General features: G+C 60.7%; 18 protein-coding genes and 1 pseudogene. 3 read left to right on the top strand and 16 right to left on the bottom strand.

Features of this window, described 5'->3' with window-relative positions; translation table 11 throughout:
• Window positions 1-2: 2 nt before the first annotated feature.
• On the bottom strand, window positions 3-671 hold the full coding sequence (gene pgsA / locus GOX63_RS14885; RefSeq protein ID WP_170327279.1) for a CDP-diacylglycerol--glycerol-3-phosphate 3-phosphatidyltransferase: 669 nt from the start codon (window positions 669-671) through the stop codon (window positions 3-5).
• 183 nt (window positions 672-854) lie between these two features.
• Between pgsA and GOX63_RS14880 the strand changes: the two genes are divergently transcribed.
• Complete coding sequence (locus GOX63_RS14880; protein WP_170546256.1) at window positions 855-1,739, top strand: DMT family transporter; 885 nt, start codon at window positions 855-857, stop codon at window positions 1,737-1,739.
• On the opposite strand, the gene uvrC is transcribed toward GOX63_RS14880, so the two are convergent.
• The 6 genes and pseudogenes from uvrC to GOX63_RS14850 form a co-directional block, all read right to left on the bottom strand.
• Complete coding sequence (gene uvrC, locus GOX63_RS14875) at window positions 1,736-3,610, bottom strand: excinuclease ABC subunit UvrC (RefSeq protein WP_170546254.1); 1,875 nt, start codon at window positions 3,608-3,610, stop codon at window positions 1,736-1,738. The two genes, GOX63_RS14880 and uvrC, sit on opposite strands and share 4 nt — an antisense overlap.
• A 290-nt stretch (window positions 3,611-3,900) precedes the next feature.
• Window positions 3,901-4,683, bottom strand: a pseudogene (locus GOX63_RS14870) (SDR family oxidoreductase); the annotation flags it as partial.
• A gap of 18 nt (window positions 4,684-4,701) precedes the next feature.
• Window positions 4,702-5,664 (bottom strand): calcium/sodium antiporter, encoded by a 963-nt coding sequence (locus GOX63_RS14865; protein WP_170327283.1) that lies wholly within the window; start codon window positions 5,662-5,664, stop codon window positions 4,702-4,704.
• Window positions 5,665-5,832: 168 nt separating this feature from the next.
• On the bottom strand, window positions 5,833-6,630 hold the full coding sequence (locus GOX63_RS14860; protein WP_170327284.1) for a S49 family peptidase: 798 nt from the start codon (window positions 6,628-6,630) through the stop codon (window positions 5,833-5,835).
• A gap of 113 nt (window positions 6,631-6,743) precedes the next feature.
• The gene (locus GOX63_RS14855) at window positions 6,744-7,505 is read right to left on the bottom strand and encodes an ABC transporter permease (RefSeq protein WP_170327285.1); all 762 of its coding nucleotides are present in this window, start codon (window positions 7,503-7,505) and stop codon (window positions 6,744-6,746) included.
• Window positions 7,502-8,431 (bottom strand): ABC transporter ATP-binding protein, encoded by a 930-nt coding sequence (locus GOX63_RS14850; protein WP_170327286.1) that lies wholly within the window; start codon window positions 8,429-8,431, stop codon window positions 7,502-7,504. Before GOX63_RS14850 ends, GOX63_RS14855 begins: the two co-directional genes overlap by 4 nt.
• Before the next feature lie 155 nt (window positions 8,432-8,586).
• On the opposite strand from GOX63_RS14850, the gene GOX63_RS14845 reads away from it, so the two are divergent.
• Window positions 8,587-9,696, top strand: coding sequence for a CaiB/BaiF CoA transferase family protein (locus GOX63_RS14845; protein ID WP_170327287.1), 1,110 nt, complete (start codon window positions 8,587-8,589; stop codon window positions 9,694-9,696).
• A 61-nt stretch (window positions 9,697-9,757) separates the two neighbouring features.
• Here GOX63_RS14845 and hemE read toward each other — a convergent pair whose 3' ends face one another.
• Window positions 9,758-10,792 (bottom strand): uroporphyrinogen decarboxylase, encoded by a 1,035-nt coding sequence (gene hemE, locus GOX63_RS14840; RefSeq protein WP_170327288.1) that lies wholly within the window; start codon window positions 10,790-10,792, stop codon window positions 9,758-9,760.
• Between the two features lie 108 nt (window positions 10,793-10,900).
• Between hemE and hemC the strand changes: the two genes are divergently transcribed.
• Window positions 10,901-11,860, top strand: coding sequence for a hydroxymethylbilane synthase (hemC, locus tag GOX63_RS14835; RefSeq protein ID WP_170327289.1), 960 nt, complete (start codon window positions 10,901-10,903; stop codon window positions 11,858-11,860).
• A 223-nt stretch (window positions 11,861-12,083) separates the two neighbouring features.
• On the opposite strand, the gene GOX63_RS14830 is transcribed toward hemC, so the two are convergent.
• The 8 genes from GOX63_RS14830 to GOX63_RS14795 form a co-directional block, all read right to left on the bottom strand.
• A complete protein-coding gene (locus GOX63_RS14830; protein ID WP_170327290.1) occupies window positions 12,084-13,361 on the bottom strand; it encodes an aspartate aminotransferase family protein in 1,278 nt (425 codons plus the stop codon).
• A gap of 1 nt (window position 13,362) precedes the next feature.
• A complete protein-coding gene (locus tag GOX63_RS14825; RefSeq protein WP_170327291.1) occupies window positions 13,363-14,466 on the bottom strand; it encodes a mandelate racemase/muconate lactonizing enzyme family protein in 1,104 nt (367 codons plus the stop codon).
• A gap of 109 nt (window positions 14,467-14,575) precedes the next feature.
• Window positions 14,576-15,691, bottom strand: coding sequence for a mandelate racemase/muconate lactonizing enzyme family protein (locus tag GOX63_RS14820; protein ID WP_170327292.1), 1,116 nt, complete (start codon window positions 15,689-15,691; stop codon window positions 14,576-14,578).
• On the bottom strand, window positions 15,688-15,972 hold the full coding sequence (locus tag GOX63_RS14815; RefSeq protein WP_254435975.1) for a cupin domain-containing protein: 285 nt from the start codon (window positions 15,970-15,972) through the stop codon (window positions 15,688-15,690). Before GOX63_RS14815 ends, GOX63_RS14820 begins: the two co-directional genes overlap by 4 nt.
• Window positions 15,969-17,075 (bottom strand): mandelate racemase/muconate lactonizing enzyme family protein, encoded by a 1,107-nt coding sequence (locus GOX63_RS14810; protein ID WP_170327293.1) that lies wholly within the window; start codon window positions 17,073-17,075, stop codon window positions 15,969-15,971. Before GOX63_RS14810 ends, GOX63_RS14815 begins: the two co-directional genes overlap by 4 nt.
• A complete protein-coding gene (locus tag GOX63_RS14805) occupies window positions 17,072-17,650 on the bottom strand; it encodes a dimethylsulfonioproprionate lyase family protein (protein ID WP_170546251.1) in 579 nt (192 codons plus the stop codon). Before GOX63_RS14805 ends, GOX63_RS14810 begins: the two co-directional genes overlap by 4 nt.
• Complete coding sequence (locus tag GOX63_RS14800; RefSeq protein ID WP_254435980.1) at window positions 17,647-18,729, bottom strand: alcohol dehydrogenase family protein; 1,083 nt, start codon at window positions 18,727-18,729, stop codon at window positions 17,647-17,649. Before GOX63_RS14800 ends, GOX63_RS14805 begins: the two co-directional genes overlap by 4 nt.
• Window positions 18,729-21,194: an FAD-dependent oxidoreductase gene (locus GOX63_RS14795; RefSeq protein ID WP_170327295.1), complete on the bottom strand. Its 2,466-nt coding sequence runs from the start codon at window positions 21,192-21,194 to the stop codon at window positions 18,729-18,731. Before GOX63_RS14795 ends, GOX63_RS14800 begins: the two co-directional genes overlap by 1 nt.
• Window positions 21,195-21,224: the final 30 nt, after the last annotated feature.

Genomic DNA, 21,224 nt, shown 5'->3' with positions numbered 1-21,224 from the left:
GGTTAGCTCTCCTTCAGATGGGGCATGGCTTTACGTAGGTAGTCATAGCCTGTGATCAATGTCAGCGTGGCTGCAATCCACAGCAGCCACAAGCCGATGCGGCCCGACCAGAACATCCCTTCCAGATGCCAGCGGATGTGGTTCAGGTCCTCGACCTGCCCGGTCAGAACCTGATCAATGACCGTAGGGTCCATGCCGAAAGTGGCCATGACAAAATTATGCTCGAAGATCCCCTGCGAGAACAGAACCGCGATGGCAACCATCTGCGCGGTCGTCTTCCACTTGGCCAGTTTGGTCACTTTCAGCGTTCCCGCCGTATCGCCCAGATATTCACGCAGCCCCGAGACGAAAACCTCGCGGAACAGGATCACAGTGGCGGGCAGCACCAGCCACGGCGTCCAATGCTCGGTCGAATAGCCCACGAGGATCATCAGCGCGATCACCACCATCGCCTTGTCGGCAATCGGGTCCATCATCGCACCGATCTTGGTTTCCTGCTTCCACGCACGGGCCAGATAGCCGTCAAACCAGTCGGTGATCGCTGCTGTCAGGAACAGGATCAGCGCGAACCAGTCGGCATAGGGGCGTGTGAAATACAGAAACATTACGGCCAGACCGGGGGCGGCCAACAGGCGCAGCACGGTCAGGATATTGGGCAGGTTCCACTTCATGGACCGACCCTACATCGCCGGTCCGGGACAGAAAAGACGGGGCAGTAAAAAACTGGCCCGATCACAGGCAGTTGCAGGGCCAAAAGGCAAAGGGTCGCAACCGGGAACTCTCAGTCAGATACAGCTTGGCGCGCGGCGTCTTTGCGGTCAGATTGACGGACGGCTCAGGAGCGACTGCACAGTATGACCGCACATATTCAAACCGACCCCCGATCCAACCTGATCGGCAGCGCGTGGATGATCGCCGCAATGGCGCTGTTCGCGCTCGAGGATGCGCTGTTGAAGGGCGCGTCCGCGGCATTGCCGATCTGGCAGGTTCTGATCCTTTTCGGCGCCGGTGGCTCGGTGATCTTTGCGGTGGTGGCCCTGTTGCGGGGTACGAATCTGTTTCACAGGGACGTTCTGTCGCGCCCTATGAAGGTGCGGGTGCTGTTCGAGATTCTGGGGCGGCTGTTCTATGTGCTGGCGATCACGCTGACGCCCCTGTCAGCCGCGACCGTGATCCTGCAGGCCACGCCCTTGGTCGTCGTCGCGGGCGCGGCGCTGTTCTTTGGCGAGGCGGTCGGCTGGCGGCGCTGGAGCGCCATTCTGATCGGACTGATCGGCGTCGTGATCATCATCCAACCGACCGGAGACAGTTTCTCGGCCCTGTCCATCCTTGCCGTGCTAGGCATGTTGGGTTTTGCCGGGCGCGACCTGGCCAGCCGTGCCGCCCCTGCAACCCTTGGGACCGAGGTGCTGGGATTCTACGGCTTTCTCTGCATCGTGGTCGCGGGTCTGGCCTATCGGTTCTGGGAAGGTGCGCCAATGGCCCCGCTGGATCTGTACACAAGCTTGCATGTCGGTGGTGCGATCCTGATGGGCACGGCGGCTTACGCGGCGCTGATGAAAGCCATGCGGACGGGCGAGGTCTCGGCCGTCACCCCCTTCCGCTATTCCCGGTTGCTGTTTGGCGTCGGTCTGGGGGTGTTGATGTTTGGTGAGCAACTAGATCAGACCATGTGGATCGGCAGCGCGCTGATCGTAGCCTCGGGGCTGTATATCCTGTGGCGCGGGCGAAAGACCTAGCCCTTGTCGTGGAAGAAATCATAGACCTTTTGCGCCAGCCCGGCTGAAATCCCATCCACCGCTTTGAGGTCGGCCAGATTGGCGCGACTGACCGCCTTGGCACTGCCGAAATGCGTCAGCAATGCCCGTTTGCGCGCAGCCCCGACACCGGGGATTTCATCCAATGGTGTTGCGCCTACGGCCTTGGCCCTTTTCGCACGATGGGTACCGATGGCGAACCGGTGCGCCTCGTCCCGCAGGCGTTGGATGAAATACAACACGGGATCGTTCCGTTTCAGCGCAAAGGCGCGCTGACCTATGCGGTGGAACTCTTCCTTGCCGTGGTCCCGGTCGACACCTTTGGCAACGCCGACCATAGGGATGTCTTCAACGCCATGTTCGACCATGATCTCATGCACCGCGCTCACCTGCCCGGCGCCGCCGTCGATCAGCAGAAGGTCTGGCCACATGCCCTTTTCGCGATCCGGGTCTTCCTTCTGAAGGCGGGTAAAGCGGCGGGTCAGAACCTCTTTCATCATCCCGAAGTCATCGCCCGGGGTCAGGTCATCGCCCCGGATGTTGAACTTGCGGTAAGCGTTTTTCATGAACCCCTCGGGGCCCGCGACGATCATGCCGCCCACCGCGTTGGTTCCCTGAATGTGGCTGTTATCGTAGACCTCGATCCGACCCGGCGGGTTATCCAGATCAAACGCCTCGGCCACACCGCGCAGCAGCTTGGCCTGCGTCGCGCTTTCCGACATGCGGCGGGCCAGTGACTCGCGCGCATTGCGCAGGGCCCCGGCAACCAGTTCCTGTTTCTCACCTCGCTGCGGCACAAGGATTTCCACCTTACGTCCGGCTTTTTCGGTGAGCGCTTCTTCCATCAGATCGGCGTTCTCGATCCCGTCGGACAGTATCAACTGCCGCGGCGGCTCCTTGTTGTCGTAAAACTGGCCTAGGAACGCCTCCATCGCCTCAGCTGGTGACACATCAGCCCCGACCCGCGGATAGAAATCCTTGTTCCCCCAGTTCTGGTTCGCGCGGATGAAAAACACCTGCACACAGGCCTGCCCGCTGTCCATATAAAGACCGATCACATCCGCCTCTGTCACACCGCGCGGGTTGATACCCTGGCTGGTCTGCACCTGCGTCAGCGCCCGAATACGGTCGCGCAGACCGGCGGCACGTTCGAACTCCATCGCCTCGGAGGCGGCCATCATCTGCTCGGCCAACTCCTCCTGCACCTTGGTTGAACGCCCCGACAGGAACCGTTCCGCATCCTTGACGCTTTCGCGGTAATCGTCCTCGGAGATCAACCCGACGCATGGCCCCGAACATCGCTTGATCTGAAAGAGCAGACAAGGCCGCGTGCGGCTGTCGAACATCGAATCCGAACAGTTGCGCAGCAGGAATGCCTTTTGCAGCTGGTTCAGTGTTCGGTTCACCGCGCCCGCGCTGGCGAAGGGGCCGAAGTAAGCCCCCTTTTCTTTCTTTGCCCCGCGATGTTTCTTGATCTGTGGGTATGCGTGGTCCTTGGCGACCAGAATATTCGGGAAACTCTTATCGTCCCGCAGCAGCACGTTGTACTTGGGCTTGAGCTGCTTGATCAGGTTCTGCTCCAGCAGCAGTGCCTCGGTCTCGGTCCGGGTGGTCAGGAACATCATCGAAGCGGTCGAGGTGATCATCTTTTCGATCCGCCCGGAATGGCCCGGGCGCGTGTAGTTCGACACCCGCGCCTTAAGGTTCCGCGCCTTGCCCACATACAGAACCCGGCTGTCCGCATCCAGCATCCGATACACCCCGGGCGAGCTGTCCAGCGTTTTCACATAGCGCTGAATACAAGCATAGCCGGTGGGCTGTGTATCGGGATTCGATTCGTTCTGGGTCGTCATGGGCCTGAGATATGATTCCCTGACCATGGCTGCAATCTTGAGGGCCTTAGATCAAGAGAAAACAAATCCACGGTTTCTGTGGATAACTATGCAGATAAGTTTCCAGGAGAGGCGAAATCGCCTTGTATACTTAAGGATTCATTAAGTTGCTTAATAATTAGGCACCCAATTAAGGCGCTGTTTTTAAATATTTTTATTTTGTGCACAAGGCAAGTATATGAAAAAAAAGACATTTTTGTAACGCGCAGGTAACGGGATTGCGAGCAGTGCAAAACTTGCAGCGAATATGTCTATTCTACGCCCAAAACATCTGGAGTTTGCCAGCCCAGATGCTGCCCGCCATCCACGCATAAAAGCTGTCCGGTGACGGCATGTGCGTCCAGAAAATACCCCAACGCAGCGGTGATATCCGAGGCGTTCGCTCCGCGTTCCAATATCGTGTTGGCGCGCTGTGCCTTGAAATGGTCTTCGGATTGCCGGTGCCCCTGTATCGTCGGGCCGGGGCCGATGGCGTTGACGCGGATCGCGGGCGTCAGCGCCTGCGCGGCAGTCCGGGTCAGCGCCCACAGGCCCATCTTGGCAATGGTGTAGGACATGAACTCGGGCGTCAGTTTGCGCACCCGCATGTCGACCATATTGACGATCAAACCGGTGGCGACCGGTTCGCCCGCCTCATCCGTGTCGGGCGTCAGGCCCTGCCCCGCCATCGCCTGCGTCAGCACGAAGGGCGCGCGCAGGTTGCTGTCCATATGCCGGTCCCAGCTTTGCCGGGTGGCCGTGCGGATATTGTCGTATTCAAAGATCGAGGCGTTGTTGACCAGACAGGTGATCGGCCCGCCCAGCAATTCTGCCGCACGGGGCAGCAGCGCGCTGACCTGCGCCTCGTCCAGCAAATCGGCCTGCAAAGCGACAGCCTTGCGGCCCAGGGCCTGAACTTCGGCCACGGTCTCCTGCGCGGGTTGCTCCGAGGTGGCGTAATGCACGGCGACATCATAGCCACGGCGCGCCAGATACAGCGCCATGGCCCGTCCAAGGCGAATTCCGGCACCGGTCACTAACGCTCGGGTCATGGACGCTTCCTCTTGATCAAATCACGCCAGCAACACGACGACGTAGACTGCATATAGCAGGGTCAACACGAAACCCCAGGTGCGTGTGATGTCCTGTTTGAAAAACACGAACGGGGCCAGCAGCAGCGAGGCACCCAGCATGACCCACAGGTCGAACCGCAGGAATTCCGGATCAACGGGAATCGGTCCGACAAGCGTGGCAATCCCGACAATAGCCAGCAGGTTAAACATGTTCGACCCGATCACATTGCCCAGCGCCACATCCGCCTGCCGCCGCAGCGCCGCCATCACTGTCGTCGCCAGTTCCGGCAAAGAGGTCCCGACCGCAACCAGCGTCAAGCCGATAACTGTTTCGCTGACGCCGTAGGTGAGGGCGATGACCGTGGCATATTCGACCAGAAGATGCGCGCCCATCGGCAGACCGATCAGGCCCAGCACCAGATAGATCGAGATCTTCCAGTAGGCCATGTTGGGGTCGGCCTCTTCCAGACCGTCCAGTTCGTCATCCTCGGCACAGGCCTGACCGCAGGCTTTGCGATGGGCGTGCGCCTCGCGGAAGGCGTTCCACAGGACCAGACCCAATGCCGCCAGCAGAATGGCACCGCTGACCAAAGTGAACACGCCGCAGAAGGCCAGACCGATGAACAGCACCGAGGCCAACAGCATGAAGACATAGTTCCTGCGGCTGTTGCATTCGCTGGTGTGCAACGTCGACAGCAAGGCCGGTATGCCCAGAACCAACAGGATATTCGCCGTATTGGACCCGACCACGTTACCCAGCGCAATGCCCGGTGCGTTTTCCTTGATCGCGCTGATGGCGATCAATAGCTCGGGTGCCGAGGTGCCAAAGGCCACGATCGTCAGGCTGACGATCAGCGCAGGCACGCCCATGCGCAGGCTCAGGTTCACCGCACCGCGCACCAGCGCATCGCCTGCCAGCAGCAGGATCAGCAGACCAAGGCCGGATAACAGCCATGCCGTCATGTACGGCCTCCTTTTTCGCAGGCGCAGGGGCCTTTGCCGATCCTGAACCGTCCACAGCGCGGACACCTTGAGGATTGCAACCGCTTCTGCCCCGGAAAGCGCAGCTTGCCGAACATCGCCAGGACTCCCATGGCGATCAGGAAAAGGGTGACAATCTTGATAATCACGTCACAAACCGAAACGCGCGTAGGCGGCACGCTCCTCAAGCCCGGCGATAGCGTCCTGCGCCAAAGATGCGCCAAGCCGCGACCAGATCGGTTTGCGCAGCCCATAGCGGCGGAACTTGACCTTGTCGCCAAAGCGTTCCTGCATCTTCGGTTTCAAATGTGCGATACCGTCGATCAGGCCCAGCTCCTGCGCGCGCCGCGCCAGCCAGATTTCCCCGGTGAACAAGTCCTGGCTTTCGTCCAGTTTGCCACCGCGCCGGGTTTTGACATGGGTGATGAAGTTCTCATGGATATCAGCCAGCAGGGTTTCCAGCCGCGCGACATCCTCTTTCTTTTCAGGCGAGAACGGGTCGAGCATGGACTTCGACTGCCCCGCGGTATGCACCCGCCGTTCGATCCCTTGCCGTTTCAGCAGGACATGGGCGCCGAACCCCGAGGAAATTACCCCGATCGACCCCAGCACCGAACTGTCATCGGCGTAAATCTCATCTGCTGCGGTCGCCAGCCAGTAGCCGCCCGAGGCCGCCACGTCCTCGACAAACGCAATGACCGGCACATTCAGTTCCTCGGACAGACGTCGAATACGCGCCCCGATCAGCGAGCTTTGAACAGGCGATCCTCCGGGCGAGTTGACCTCAAGCGCGACGGCGGCGGGTTTGCCCTTGCGAAAGGCTTTTTCGAGCACAGGGGCCAGCGCGGTATCGGACATCGATCCACGCCCGGCCATCCCGATGGCACCGGACAGGCGCACAACGGCCACGCTGGGTTGCTTTTTGAGAAACGGCAGGCTGAGTTTCATGGATGCCGATGTAGAGTGCACCCAACCGGTAAACAAGGGACCGCTTAACCGATAGACGTGACGTGAACACATTTCCCAAGGTCAGTGGGCAAAAATGCAACGCCCGATACAACCTAGCTGCGAATGCGCCAGCCGGTTTTGAAGATCCACCAGATAATGCCCAGACACAGGCCGGTAAACGCCACAATGGCCAGCAGGCTGAACCCGATCGGGACATCCGCCAATCCGTAGAAAGACCACCGGAACCCCGAGATCAGATAGACCACCGGGTTGAACAGCGTGATGGTCTGCCACAGCGGCGGCAGCATAGAGACGGAATAGAACGTGCCCCCCAGAAAGATCAGCGGAGTCACCACCAGCTGCGGCACCAGCGACATCTGTTCAAAATTGCTGGCCCAGATGCCGATGATGAACCCCAGCAGCGAAAAGCTGAGGCAGGACAGGATCAGAAACGCCGCCATCGCAAACGGGTGTTCTATGCGTAAATCCACGAAAAATGAGGCCGTTACGAGGATGACCAACCCCACGAACAACGACTTGGTCGCCGCAGCCCCGACATAGCCGATCACAATCTCGATGAAGTTTACAGGGGCCGACAGCAGCTCGTAAATCGTGCCCAGGAACTTGGGGAAATAAATTCCGAAGGACGCGTTCGAGATCGCCAGCATCACCACCGACAACATGATCAGCCCCGGCACGATGAACGCGCCATAGGACACGCCTTCGACCTCTTGGATACGGCTGCCGATGGCAGTGCCGAACACCACGAAGTACAGCGAGGTCGACAGCACCGGAGACAGAAAGCTCTGCGCTAGTGTCCGAAAGAACCGGGCCATTTCGAACCGGTAGATGGCGGCGATAGCAGACCAGTTCATGCGGGCTCTCCGGACACCAGATTAACGAATATCTCTTCCAGGCTCGACTGGCGGGTTTGCACGTCGCGCAACACCAGCCCCGCCTGCGCCACGTCGTTCAGCAACGTGGTGATGCCGGTACGGTCAGCATGGGTGTCGTAGGTATAGACCAGCGCATCGCCATTGCCGTTCAGCGCCAGATTGTGGGATGCCAGACTGTCCGGGATGCTTTGGATCGGCTCGGTCAGCATCACTTCAAGCTGCTTCTTACCCATCTGCGCCATCAGCGTGTCCTTGTCCTGCACCAGCAGCAACTCGCCCTTGTCGATGACGCCAATGCGGTCTGCGATCGCTTCGGCTTCTTCGATATAGTGGGTGGTCAGGATGATGGTGACGCCGGCCCGTTTCAGCTCGGCCACGATCTCCCACATATCCTTGCGCAGCTCGACATCGACCCCGGCGGTGGGTTCGTCCAGAAACAGAACGCGCGGTTCATGTGCCAGCGCCTTGGCGATGAGCACCCGGCGCTTCATGCCACCCGACAGTTCCTTGATCGCGTTCTTACGCTTGTCCCACAGGGACAGCTTGCGCAGAACCTCTTCGATCCTCGCGTCATTGCGGCCCAGCCCGAACAACCCGCGCGACAGCCGCACCGTGTTCCAAACCTTTTCGAACGGCTCCAGCGCGATTTCCTGCGGCACCAGGCCAATCATCCGACGCGCGGCGCGAAACTCGGCCTGAATATCATGACCGCCCACCGTCACTGATCCCGAGGTCGGCGTGGTAATCCCGCAGATGGTCGAGATCAATGTCGTCTTGCCAGCGCCATTCGGCCCCAACAGCGCCAGAATTTCCCCCTGCTCGATGTCCAAAGACACGCCCTTCAGCGCCTCAAATCCGTCGGCGTAGGATTTGCGCAAATCCTTGATCGAAAGAATGGTCGTCATTCAAGTTCCCCGTTCTGGCGGCGACCCTACCCCGGCCCACCGGCACAGAACAGGCCAATTTCGCACAACGTTCTGCGCTTTTTTGCGGGTTTGCCCTATAGCCTTGCAATTTACCGGCGTTCCCGAAACCTTGCCTTTAATCGAAGGGGGGGACCATGCTGAACGCTATTCGGATCATTGAAATCGAGGGGCTGGGCCCTGCCCCTTTTGCCGCCATGCTGCTGGCGGACATGGGCGCCGATGTGATCACCATCCACCGCAAGGGGCAGGCTGCAACACCGGGGATGCCCGAATGCTCGATTCTGGATCGCGGCAAACGGTCGATTGATCTGGACCTGAAAGACCCCATCGATCTGGAGATCGCCAAACGCCTTATCGCCTCGGCCGATGCTCTGATTGAAGGGTTCCGCCCCGGCGTAATGGAAAAACTCGGCCTCGGTCCGGAACCCTGCCACGAGATGAACCCCAAGCTGGTCTATGGACGAATGACAGGCTGGGGTCAGGACAGCCCCCTGTCGGACACCGCCGGACATGACCTGAACTATATCGCTTTGTCCGGCGCGCTCTGGTACGCGTCTCAACCCGGCCAGCCCCCGCAAACCCCGGCCACTCTGGTCGGCGACATTGGCGGAGGCGCCATGTATCTGGTCGCGGGCCTTCTGGCCGGGCTGCTGAACGCACAGAAAACGGGTGAAGGCACCGTAGTCGATGCCGCCATCTATGACGGTTCAGCCCATATGATGAACCTGCTCATGAGCCTGAACCAATCCGGCAACATGTCTGACGCGCGCGGTCAAAGCCTGCTGGACGGCCCCCATTGGAGCCGCACCTACACCTGTTCCGATGGCGGCTTTGTGACGGTTCAATGCCTCGAACCCAAATTTTACGCACTGTTTCTGCAGAAAATGGGCCTGTCGGTTGACCCTGACTTCCAATCGCAATTCGATCCCGCGACCTGGCCCGCACTCACCCAACGCCTGTCTGACATCTTCGCGAAAAAACCGCGCGACCACTGGGCGAATCTCTTCCAAGGCACCGATGCCTGCGTCGCGCCCGTCCTCAACCCGACCGAGGCGCAAGCCCACCCAATGAACGCCGCCCGCCAGACATGGCGCAGAACCGATGGCACCCTGCAAGCTGCCGCCGCACCCAGATTCTCAACCTCGGAATGGCAGCCGAAATCCAGCCCTGCCCGCGGAGAACACCGTCAGGACATCCTGAACGAACTCGACGCGCAGCAACCACCCGCCGCTTCATCTGGCTAAAAATGTCCCGGGGGATGTATTAGCCACAGGCCAAGAAGGGGGGCTGGCCCCCTTCCCTTGCTTACCGCCCGCGCACCGTGTCGATCATCAACTGCACGTTTTCCGGATCCGCATCCGGCGTGATCCCGTGACCGAGGTTGAAGATATGCGGTCCCTTCGAGAACGCCTCGACAATCCGCCGCGTCTCATCCACCAAGGCCTGCCCGCCGGTCACCATATGCGACGACGCCAGGTTGCCCTGAACGCAGCCATCCGCCTGCACATGCTCAGCCGCCCATTCCGGCGACACCGAGTTGTCCAGCGCCACACAATCCACACCGGTCGCCTTGGCGAAACCGATATACCCGTCGCCCGCCTCACGCGGGAAGCCGATCACCGGGATGCCGGGATGGCGTTCCTTGATGGCCTGTGTGATCACGCAGCAAGGCTCGACCGCGTATTTCTGGAAGGCGTCGCCTTTCAGCGACCCGGCCCAACTGTCGAAGATCTTGACCACCTCGGCCCCGGCCTCGATCTGGGCCGACAAGTATTCGATCGTCGCCAGCGTGATCCGCCCCAACAGCGCCTCGAACAAGGCGGTGTTTTCTTCGCGCAGCGCATGGGCTGGACCTTGATCCGGCGTGCCGCGCCCGGCGATCATGTAGGTCGCTACCGTCCACGGCGCGCCCGCAAACCCGATCAGAGTCGTCTCGGACGGCAATTCCCGCGACAGGATGCGGACGGTCTCATAAACCGGCGACAGGGTCTCGTGAATAGCTTCAACCGGTTTCAGCGCGTCGAATTCCGATTGCTGCGTGATGGTCGACAGGCGCGGGCCCTCGCCGGTGACGAACCACAAATCCGCGCCCAGCGCCTGCGGCACCAGCAGGATGTCGGCAAACAGAATCGCTGCATCGAACCCATAGCGTCGGATCGGCTGCAGGGTCACCTCAGCCGCCAGTTCCGGGTTGTAGCACAGCGAAAGGAAGTCCCCCGCTTGCGCCCGTGTCGCCCGGTATTCCGGCAGATACCGCCCGGCCTGACGCATCATCCAGATCGGCGGCACATCCTGTACCTCGCCCGCCAGCGCCCGCAGCAGTTTCTTTGTCTCGGCCATCTTTTGCCCCCAATCATCCGGTTTGCCGCAACGGGTCTTCCTTCGGCGGCAATTTGTCAAGCCATGCCCCCATTGTCAGGGCAATGTGACGCGACTAAAGCTGTGCGCATGACACTGACCCTGCCCTCCCCCGACTCACCGCTCAAGATCGGCACCCGTGGCTCACCCCTGGCGCTGGCACAAGCCTATGAAACCCGGCAACGGCTGGGAACGGCATTCGACCTGCCCGAAGAGGCGTTCGAGATTGTGGTGATCAAGACCACCGGCGACAACCGCGCTATGATCGACGCGGACCGCCCGCTGAAAGAGATCGGCAACAAGGGCCTGTTCACCAAGGAAATCGAAGAGGCGATGCTGAACGGCGGTATCGACATCGCGGTGCACTCTACCAAGGACATGCCGGTGGAGCAGCCCGAAGGTCTGGTGCTGGACACGTTCCTGCCCCGCGAGGATGTGCGCGATGCGTTCATCTCACCCAGCCTGAAGTCGATCCATGACCTGCCGCAGGGCGCGGTGGTCGGCACGTCATCACTGCGCCGCCGCGCGCAACTGTTGAACCGGCGGCCTGATCTGAATGTGGTCGAGTTTCGTGGCAACGTGCAGACCCGCCTGAAGAAATTGGCCGACGGCGTGGCGGACTGCACCTTTCTGGCCATGGCCGGCATCCGCCGCCTGAATATGGAGGACGTCCCGGCCACGGCCATCGCCCCCGAGGACATGCTTCCCGCTATCGCGCAGGGCACGATCGGCATCGAGCGCCGCAGCGAAGATTCCCGTGCTGCGGGTATGCTTGAGGCGATCCACCACGCCGAAACCGGCCAACGTCTTGCTGCGGAACGCGCCTTGCTGGCGGCGCTGGATGGCTCTTGTGAAACCCCCATCGCCGGGCTGGCCGAAATACTGGACGGTCAGCTGCGCCTGCGCGGCGAAGTGCTTCGCCCCGACGGATCCGAGGCGATATCCGAGGACATCACCGGCGCGATTGCCGACGGCGCCGAGATGGGCCGCGCCATGGCTCAGACGCTTCTTGAACAGGCTGGACCGGGCTTTTTCGACTGGAGAAGCTAAAAAACTTGTTGAATGTGAACTGCTTCACTGTAACCGAGGCGAAGATCAGGCAAACAAGTATCAGACTGGTTGAAATGCTGGTTTGGTCTCGAATATGTCGAAAGTTTTTTGTTCAGTATTCTTGATTAAGTGGTATTCGAGGGGGCGAGACTAAACGAGTTTCCAGTTGGTTAGGGCCGCTGTCACATTATGACAGCGGCCCTTTTTATTTTGGGACAGCACCTCAAACCGCACTGATCGCCTGCACGGCCTGATGGACCGCTGAACGGGTTTTTTCCAGATCAGCCTCGGTCACCGCCAGCGACGGATAGAGTTTGCCCGGGGATTTGAAAATCCCATGCGCGCGCAACGTATCGTTGTAGAGCGCATTGCGGTTGGCGTCGTCATGTTTGGCGCTGCGATAGTCACGGCAGGCAGCATCGGTAAAGTAGATATCGAACAGCGTCTCATCCCCAACGATCTGATGCGGAATACCGGCCTTCGTCAGGGCCTCCACCTGCATCTGCTGCAACGCCGACCCGGTCGCACGGAGCTGATCATAGATACCGTCGCGCCGCAGAACCTCCATGGTTTTCAGACCCGCGACCGAGGCCACCGGGTTGCCGGACAGGGTGCCCAGCTGCATCAGCCAGCCGCCCTCGCCCACTTTTGCCTTGTCGAAATGCTTCATGATCTCCGCGCTGGCGCCCAACGCGGCCAGGGGGAAGCCACCACCGATGATCTTGCCCAACGTACAGATATCAGGCGTTACCCTGTATCTTTCCTGCGCGCCGCCATAGGCCAGCCGGAACCCGGTGACGATCTCATCAAAAATCAGCAGTACGTTGTGTTTGTCACACAGATCGCGCAGACCCTGCAGGTATCCGGGCAGCGGTGGAATGATCCGCTGCAGCGGTTCCACCATGATCGCGGCGATGTCGTCATGTTCGTCCAGCAAGGCCGCGACAGCCTCGAGGTCGTTATAGGGCGCGATCAGCATCTGTTCGGCCACGCTGTCAGGAATACCGGCACTGTCCGGCACCGCCTGAGGGAAATTGACCCGGCGGCTGGGGGCGAGGCTCATCTGCGCCTCGGCGCTCATGCCGTGATAGCCGCCTTCGAATTTCAGGATCTTGTCGCGCCCGGTATAAGCGCGGGCCAGACGGATCGCGTACATATCCGCCTCACCGCCCGAGGCGACAAAGCGGACCTGTTCGCAGCAGGGCACGGCGTCGACGATGGCTTCGGCCAGCTCGATGCCTTTGGAGTTATTGGCAAAGAAGGTCATGCCCCTGGGCAGTTGTTCCAGCACGGCCTCCATCACCTCGGGGTGGCCATGGCCCAGCAGCATGGGACCGGACCCGATCAGGTAGTCGATATATTCATTGCCGTCCTCGTCCCAGACATGACTGCCTTCGCCGCGGGCGATGATGATGCCAGGGTCGAAATTGCCGAATCCCCCGGCGGGCAGAACCTCATTCGCGCGGGCGATCCATTCGGATTGAGTATTGATCTTCAGCATCTCACACGATCTCCAATATCGGGGAACCAAGGATTTCGGGGTCCGGGGTCACACCTAACCCCGGACCTTCGGGCGGGGCAATCCGGCCGTCTTCACGGTTTGGTGCGTCCGGGCATATGCGCGGGGCCACATAGGAGGACAGATCGCAGGTATTCAGCAACGATCCATGCGGCGTCGAGGCCGCGAAGTGCAGAGAGGCGGCGGTGACGATATCCGAGCCCCAGGTGCATTCGGCACAAATCTCTGCCCCCAGATGCACGGTCAGATCCCTCGCCCGGCGCATGGCCGACAGCCCGCCGAATTTCGACAGTTTCAGGGCGACGGCATCCATGCAGCCCAACTCATGCGCGCGCAGCAGTGAGGGCAAATCATGCGCGTTCTCGTCGATCTTCATCGGCAGGCCTGTGGCCTGCCGGACGGCAGCGCAATCTTCTAAAGTCTTGCAGGGTTGTTCCAGCATCACGTCCAAATGTGCCACAGCGCGGCCCGTCCGCGTGGCCTGCAGGCGTGACGCCCCGCAGTTCCAGTCGCCATAGACCAGCGGCCCCGGCCCCACGGCCTCGTGCACCTTGATCAGGCGTTCGGCATCGGCCTGCCAGTCACCTTCCACGCCCAGCTTGACCTGAAACTGGCGAATGCCGGTCTGATAGGCGGTCTTGGCGATGCGGGCCATGTCATCCGGTGCGATGCAGGTGATCGAGTGGTAGAGCGGCATATCCTTCCGCGTCCGACCGCCCAGCAACGCATAGACCGGCTGGCCTGTGGCCTGCCCGAACAAATCCCACAGGGCGATATCGACCACCGACTTGGCATAGCGGTGCCCCTGCAGAAACCCGTCCAGTTTGCGCATCGGTGCGTCGGCACCAAACGGGGACATGCCCAGAATTTCCGGCCCCATTTCCCTGATCGCACCCGGCACGCCCCCCGCATAGGCGGGCAGGTAATGCGGGATCGGGCAGACCTCGCCCCATCCTTGCAAACCGCTATCCGTTTCAAGGCACAGGATATGAGAGGTCACGGTGGCGCAGGTTTTGCCCTCAGCCATGTGATAGGTTTCATGGCTGGTCAGGTCGACGGACCAGAGGGATATCTTGTTGATCTTCATTCGACCCATCCTTTGCGTTTGGGCGTGGTTGTGACAGTGGGGCCAGCCCCTCTCTTGGCCTGCGGCCAACTCACTCTCCGAGATATTTTTGGCCAGATGAAGAGGCGGATCATCGCGGGGCTTCGTAGGTTGCGATTGGGTTGCCCAAGGTGTCTTCGTCCGGATGCACCCCGAGGCCGGGCGTTTCCGGCAGGTGCAGATGGCCGTCGATATTGCGCGGCCCGCGACCGCCGGCGATATCGACGGTAATCATGTCCTGGCAGGCCCAGATGGCGTGGCAATTGTCATCCGGGATGGTGGCGGCCAGATGCAGCGCCTCAGTATCGGCCAGAACCGAGCCTCCGGTCGCCATGACAAACATGTCGATCCCATGTGCCAGCGCAATATCCCGCATTCGCGCGGCCTTAGTCAGGCCACCGACGCGATTCAGCTTGATCCCGAACACCTCGGCCAGGCCATCGCGGGCAATGCGGGCGGCATCCTGTAGGGTCACGAGGCTTTCGTCGACAGACACCGGCGAGGCATGACGGCCCGAGATCGCAGCGATATCGTCCAGCGTTTCGCCGGGTTGTTCGAACATGACATTCAGATCCTCGCAGGCGCTCATCACCCGCAGGGCCTGTTGCCGGGTCCAGCCGCGGTTGACGTCATAGAGAACGATCTCTCCCGGACGCCGGGTGCTTTCGACGTCGCGGACGCGGGCGATGTCGCGTTCCACATCGCCGCCAATCTTTACCGAATGGGCGATGTAGCCGCGGCTGCGATAGCGCTCCATCACCTCGCGGGTTTCCTCGATGGTTTTTGCCCCCACCGAAGAAGCAATCGGGCGCGGTGTGCGTGATCCACCGCCCATCAGATCGGCAATCGGCAAGCCCGCGGCTTGCCCGGCGATATCCCAGCAAGCCATGTCGATCGGGCTTTTGGCATAGAGGTGTCCGGGCAGCGCAAGGTCCATTGCGCGCTCCACCTCCAGCACCTTGCGCGGATCGAGGCCGAGGAGGAACGATGCCATCGTTTCAATTCCCGCGCGGATACCCGGCCCATGCGCGGGTATGTAAGTGTGGCCCCACGGCGTGCCCTCGCCCCAGCCGATCAGGCCCGCATCGGTTTCGATCTTCACCAGCGTCGCGTCGAGCGTTTCGAACTTCAGCCGTCCGGCGGACAGCCAATAGGGATGCTCCAGCGGCAGATCGACTTGGAAAACCGAGATCCGGGTGATCTTCATTTCAGTTCCACTTCGACAAAGGACATCGGGGTGTCCGCCGCGTTGATCACGTTGTGTTCGACCCCTTCATCGCGGCGATAGGCTGTTCCGGCGGGAACCATTACGTCACTGACCGACCCATCGGGCAATTCCAGGCGCATTTGGCATTCGGTAATGGCCGTGATGACGTAATCCATCGCATGACGGTGCCATCCCGTTTCTGCACCGGGCGCAAAGTCGAACCGCGTTACGCGCACCCGTGCATCGTCGATCATCTGAGTCGCAACGGCTTGTTTTCTCATAGGCGGAACTCCTCAATCGGTGAACCAAGGCTTTCGAAATCCGGGCTCACGCCCAGCCCGGGCGCATCAGAGGCGTAGAGCCTGCCATCCCGCGACACCGGCCCGCCGACCCCGGTGGACCGGGTGTTATAGTCCATGAGGTCGGTGGTGTTCTGCAGGAATTCTTCTGGGGTCGAGGCCGCGAAATGCGCTACGACCGAGGTGGTGATCTCGCCGCCCCAAGTGTCTTCACTGACAACAGGAATGCGGTTTTCGACCAGGTAATCCCGCACCCGGCGCGCCTTGCTGAGGCCGCCGAGGTTCGAGATTTTCAGGCAACATATCTCGGCCCCGCGATCCGCAACGATCCGTTGGGCCATGTGCATTCCGGTGACGCATTCATCCAGCTTCATCGGCTGTTCGGCGACGCGGCGCACCTGTTGGCATTCCTCATAGGTGCGGCAGGGCTGTTCCAAAATGAAATCCAGATCACGCGTTGCCCGCGCCACCCGGATCGCGTTGTCCACGCGCCAGCCCTGATTGGCATCGGCCATCGCCTTTTCACCCGGTTGCAACAAAGGCACCGTGGTGCGAATGCGATCAATGTCAGCAACCCAGTCGCCACCAACTTTGATCTGGAACTGGCGATAGCCCTGATCGCGGTAGCCGTTCATCTCGGTCACCGTCTCATCCACCGCCTTTTGCGGTGCCACCCGGTACATCGGCGCACCATCGGTTAGTTTGCCGCCCAGCAGCATCCAGACGGGCTGATCACAGGCCTGCCCGAGTATGTCCCAGCAGGCTGCGTCGAACGGAGCCTTGGCGTATCCGTGCCCCTGCACCAGATGATCCATCAACTGTTCGATGCGCGCCACCTGTCGGGGGTCCTTGCCCAACAGCTTAGGCGCCACCAGCCGCGCCAGCGCCGCCACGCCTTCGGAATGGGCGACCATGTAGTTCTCACCGCAGGGCGTGAACTCACCACACCCCTGCAATCCGGCGTCGGTGTCGATGACAACGACCGATGCGACGGCGGTCTTGATCGCATTACCCGCACCCCAGACATAGGTCCCGCCCACATAGGGCAGACCAGTCTGGTAGATGCGGATGCGGGTGATCTTCATGCGGCATCCATCCGTGGCAGATCGCCCATACCTTCGCCGCGCCAGAGGACAAAGGTCAGGATCGGTTGGTCGGTCGTGGTCATTGCGTGGCTTTGCCAGCTGTCATGATGGCGTGTCTGGTTCGGCCCGACATAACTTTCATCACCCGCGACCCGGAACACAGCCCCTCCGGCCAGCGTCAGATACAGCTCCTCGGCCTGATGGCTATGCCAGTTATAGTGCAGACCCGCCCCCCAATAGGCCACATAGCCCCGCAACTGGGTCGAATGGAAATGACCGGTCGGACCGAACAGTTCGTAATACCCATAACGTTGCAGGAAATCGGCACCGACTTCATCCTCGGTATAGGTCAGCTTCCAATGGGCCAGATGCGCGGTGGCCTTGATCGCGTCGGACAACGCGCGGGTGGTTTCGCTGCCGCCTGCATCGAAATCGCTCACCAGATCGGCAGCGGGAATACGGCTGGGCTGCAATTGGGTTTCGGTCAGGTCCGTGGGCCATGCACCGAACTCGGAAAGATCTGGATGCGCCTGATGCAGCTGCCGCGCGGCCTCTAATACGTCATCCATAGTCATGGGATCACCACGATGTTGCCGGTGTGCTGTTTGGCGATGAAAGCGGCTTGCGCCTCGCGCAGCTCCTCCAGTGGGTAGGTTGCGGCGAGGGCGGGTTTGATCTCACCGGCCTCAATGTACTTCACGAGGTTCCGCATGACTTGCGGGTCAATTACGGTCGATCCGGTGAAGGTCAGATCGCGCAGGTAGAAAGTCCGCAGGTCGAAATCGACCATCGGGCCAGCGATGGCACCGGAACAGGTGTACCGCCCGCCGCGCTCCAGAATGTCGATCAGATTCGGCCAATAGGGACCGCCGACCACATCCGCGACTACGGTGATCTTTTCTTCGCCCAGCGCCGCAAGCAGGTTTTCGGGCGCGCGCGGTAGGATCAGGTCAGGGCCAAGCTCCGCGACATCTGCGTGCTTTGCCTCGGACGCCAACGCAATTACGCGTGCGCCGCGGCGTTTGGCCAGTTGCACCAGTGCACCGCCAACGCCGCCAGATGCTCCGGGGACCAGAACGGTGTCGCTGTTGGTCACGTTGGCACGAGTCAGCATCCCTTCGGCAGTGGAATAAGAGCACGAAAAAGTCGCCAGTTCCGCATCCGACAGGTCAGACGTGATCGGCACCGCGTTCACGGCCAGCGTGGTGGCGTATTCGGCAAAGCCCCCATCCCGTTCCGAGCCGAAATAGCCGGTCTTGTCCATGTTGCCGGGATCTGACGGGTCGCGTAACCAGCCATCGGTGATGACACGTTCGCCGATGCGGGCGCTGTCCACACCCTCACCCACGGCCACGATTTCACCGCAGATATCGGCCCCTTGAATGCGCGGGAAGGTGATCGGATTGCCGCCCCAAGTGGGGTCATCTTCGCCCACCTCCTCGAACGCGCCTCCGGTGGTCGCATCCGAGACGGTCTTGGAATACCAGCCTGACCGTGTGTTCACGTCGGTGTTGTTCAGGCCGCAGGCAGCCACTTTGATCAGCACCTCTCCGGCGGCGGGTTCCGGGCGCGGCCAGTTTTCGTGCAGCACCATCTGTTCGAGGCCGCCATGACCCATTGTGACCATGGCTTTCATTGTATCGGGTAGAGTCATCATGCGATCTCCAAAGCGGCGTCTGTGCGGGGCAGCAGGCTTTGCGGGTCATAGGCAGGTTCACCCAGCACGCGCGCCGCGCGGGGCGATCCATGGACCACGACCTGTAGCGCGGTTCCGGGTGTTGCTGCCTCGGGTTTGATATAGGCAAAGGCGAGTATTTTGCCGACCGTATGGCCATAGGCAACCGAGGCCGTCGAACCCACGACACGCCCGTTTAGCATCACCGCCTCACCGCCGTGGCCGTCGATCTCGCCATCCGGTTCGATTTCCAGATAGGCACAGACCCATGGCAGGTCAGTGTTCAGGGTTTTGTCCTTGCCCAGATAATCTTTGTCAGTACGGGCAAAGCGCAGCACATCAGCCTCGGCCAGAGTGACCTCGTTTGTCAGCTCGCCCGCGCCTTTGAAGCCCTTCTCCATCCGCATCACGTTCATGGCAAAGCTGCCATAGTCGGTGATGCCGTGCGGTTCGCCTGCCGCCCAAAGCGCGTTGTAAACCGGCTCGAGGCTGGCGCGCGGCATGTGAAACTCCCAGCCGAGTTCGCCTGCATAGGACATACGAAAAGCCCAGACCTGCTCCTCAGCGATAGTGTTGATTTGCAACGTCATCCACGGGAAATCTGCATTGGACAGCTTGTCTTCCGGCGGGCTGTATTGACGAACCGCGTTCAGAACCTCGCGAGATTTCGGTCCGTTCAGGGACAGCGCGCAGTAGCTTTTGGACAAGTTTTCAATCTTTACGCGCGCTCCTTGCCTGTGGGCTTCCAAATGATCCAGAAGACGTTGCTCAAAGAAGGCTGCGCATACAAGGTAGAAGGCATCCTCCCTGACTCTGGACACTGTCACTTCCATCTCAATCCGACCACGCCGATTCAACATATGCCCCAGCGTGATCCGGCCTATTTTTGGCAGGCGATTGGCAATCAGGCGGTCCAGCAAGACCTCTGCATCATCGCCAGATACCAACACCTTGGTGAAAGCGGAAACATCCATGATACCGACGCGCTCGCGCACCGCCTTGACCTCGGCCGCGACCATGTCGTCGGCAGGGGTGCGGCGGAAGGAGTAGTGATCGCGCTGTTCCACACCTTCCCGCGCAAACCAGCGGGGGCGTTCGAATCCGTAGACCTCTTCGTGCACAGCACCCTTGGAATTCAGCAACTCATAGAGCGGCGACGGCTTGATCGGACGCCCCTCCAGACGGTTGAAATGCGGAAAGGGGATTTCGTGGCGCAGGCAATAATCTTCCTCGGCCTTGATAACTTGCCAGTCCTTGGTGGCATAGCTGCCGAACCGGCGCGGATCGAACTCGCGCATCGAGATGTCGGCGGCCCCATGCACCATCCAGCGCGCCAGTTCGCGGGTCAGGCCCGGCCCCCAGCCAATACCGATCTGCGTTCCACAGCAGCACCAATAGTTCCGCACACCCGGCGCAGGCCCAATCAGAGGGTTGCCGTCCGGCGGATGCGAGATCGCCCCATGCACGTCACGCTGGATACCCAGCTCGGCAAAAATTGGCATCCGGTTCAGGCTTTCCTCAAGCCACGGCATCACCCGGTCGTAATCCGCATCGAACAGCCAGTTCTCGTATTCCCACGGGCAGTGATCATGCCAGACCGAGTTCGGGTTCTCTTTTTCGTAGATCCCGATCAGCCCGCGCTGTTGCTCCATCCGGATATAGCCCGAGACTTTGCGGTCATCGCGGATCACCGGCAGTTCCTTGTCCAGATTCTGGAACTCGGGCACCGGCTCGGTCACGAAGTAGTGGTGGGTCATCGAGGTCATCGGCAGTTGCAGCCCCGACCATTCGCCCATCTGCCGCGCATAGGTGCCGCCTGCGTTCACCACATGCTCGCAGGTGATGGTGCCCATCTCGGTTTCAACCACCCACTCGCCATTGTCGGCCTGCGTGATGTTGGTGGCGCGGCAGTTGCGGAAGATGCGCACACCCTTCTGACGCGCACCCGCAGCCATCGCCATGGTCACGTTGGTCGGATCGACATGCCCATCATCCGGTGTGTGCAGCGCACCCAGCACGCCTTCAAGGTTATAGAACGGATGCAACTCGGCCACCTTCTCTGGCCCGACCAGTTCGATATTGAACCCGAGCGACCGGCCCACCGAGAGGGTGTGGCGCAGCCAGTCCATCTCATCCTCGGTATAGGCCAGGCGGAAGGACCCGCAGCCATGCCATGTCACCGGTTGACCCGTTTCGGCCTCCAGCTGACCGGAATACAGGCCGATATTGTAATCCACGCATTTGCCCAGCCCAAAGCTTGAGGTCGAATGCGTGATCTGGCCCGCCGCGTGCCATGTACTGCCACTGGTCAGTTCAGCCTTTTCCAGCAGGACAGTATCGTCGCCCCACCCTTCATGCGCCAAATGATAGGCCAGACCGACCCCCATGACACCTCCGCCCACGATCACTACACGGGCATGTGACGGCAGATTCTTCTCGGACATGATTTTTCCTCTTCCCGAGTCGCGTTTCTG

This window comes from Ruegeria arenilitoris (assembly GCF_013031355.1).
Lineage (GTDB): Bacteria > Pseudomonadota > Alphaproteobacteria > Rhodobacterales > Rhodobacteraceae > Ruegeria > Ruegeria arenilitoris_C.
This window is presented reverse-complemented; position numbering and strand designations above follow the sequence as displayed.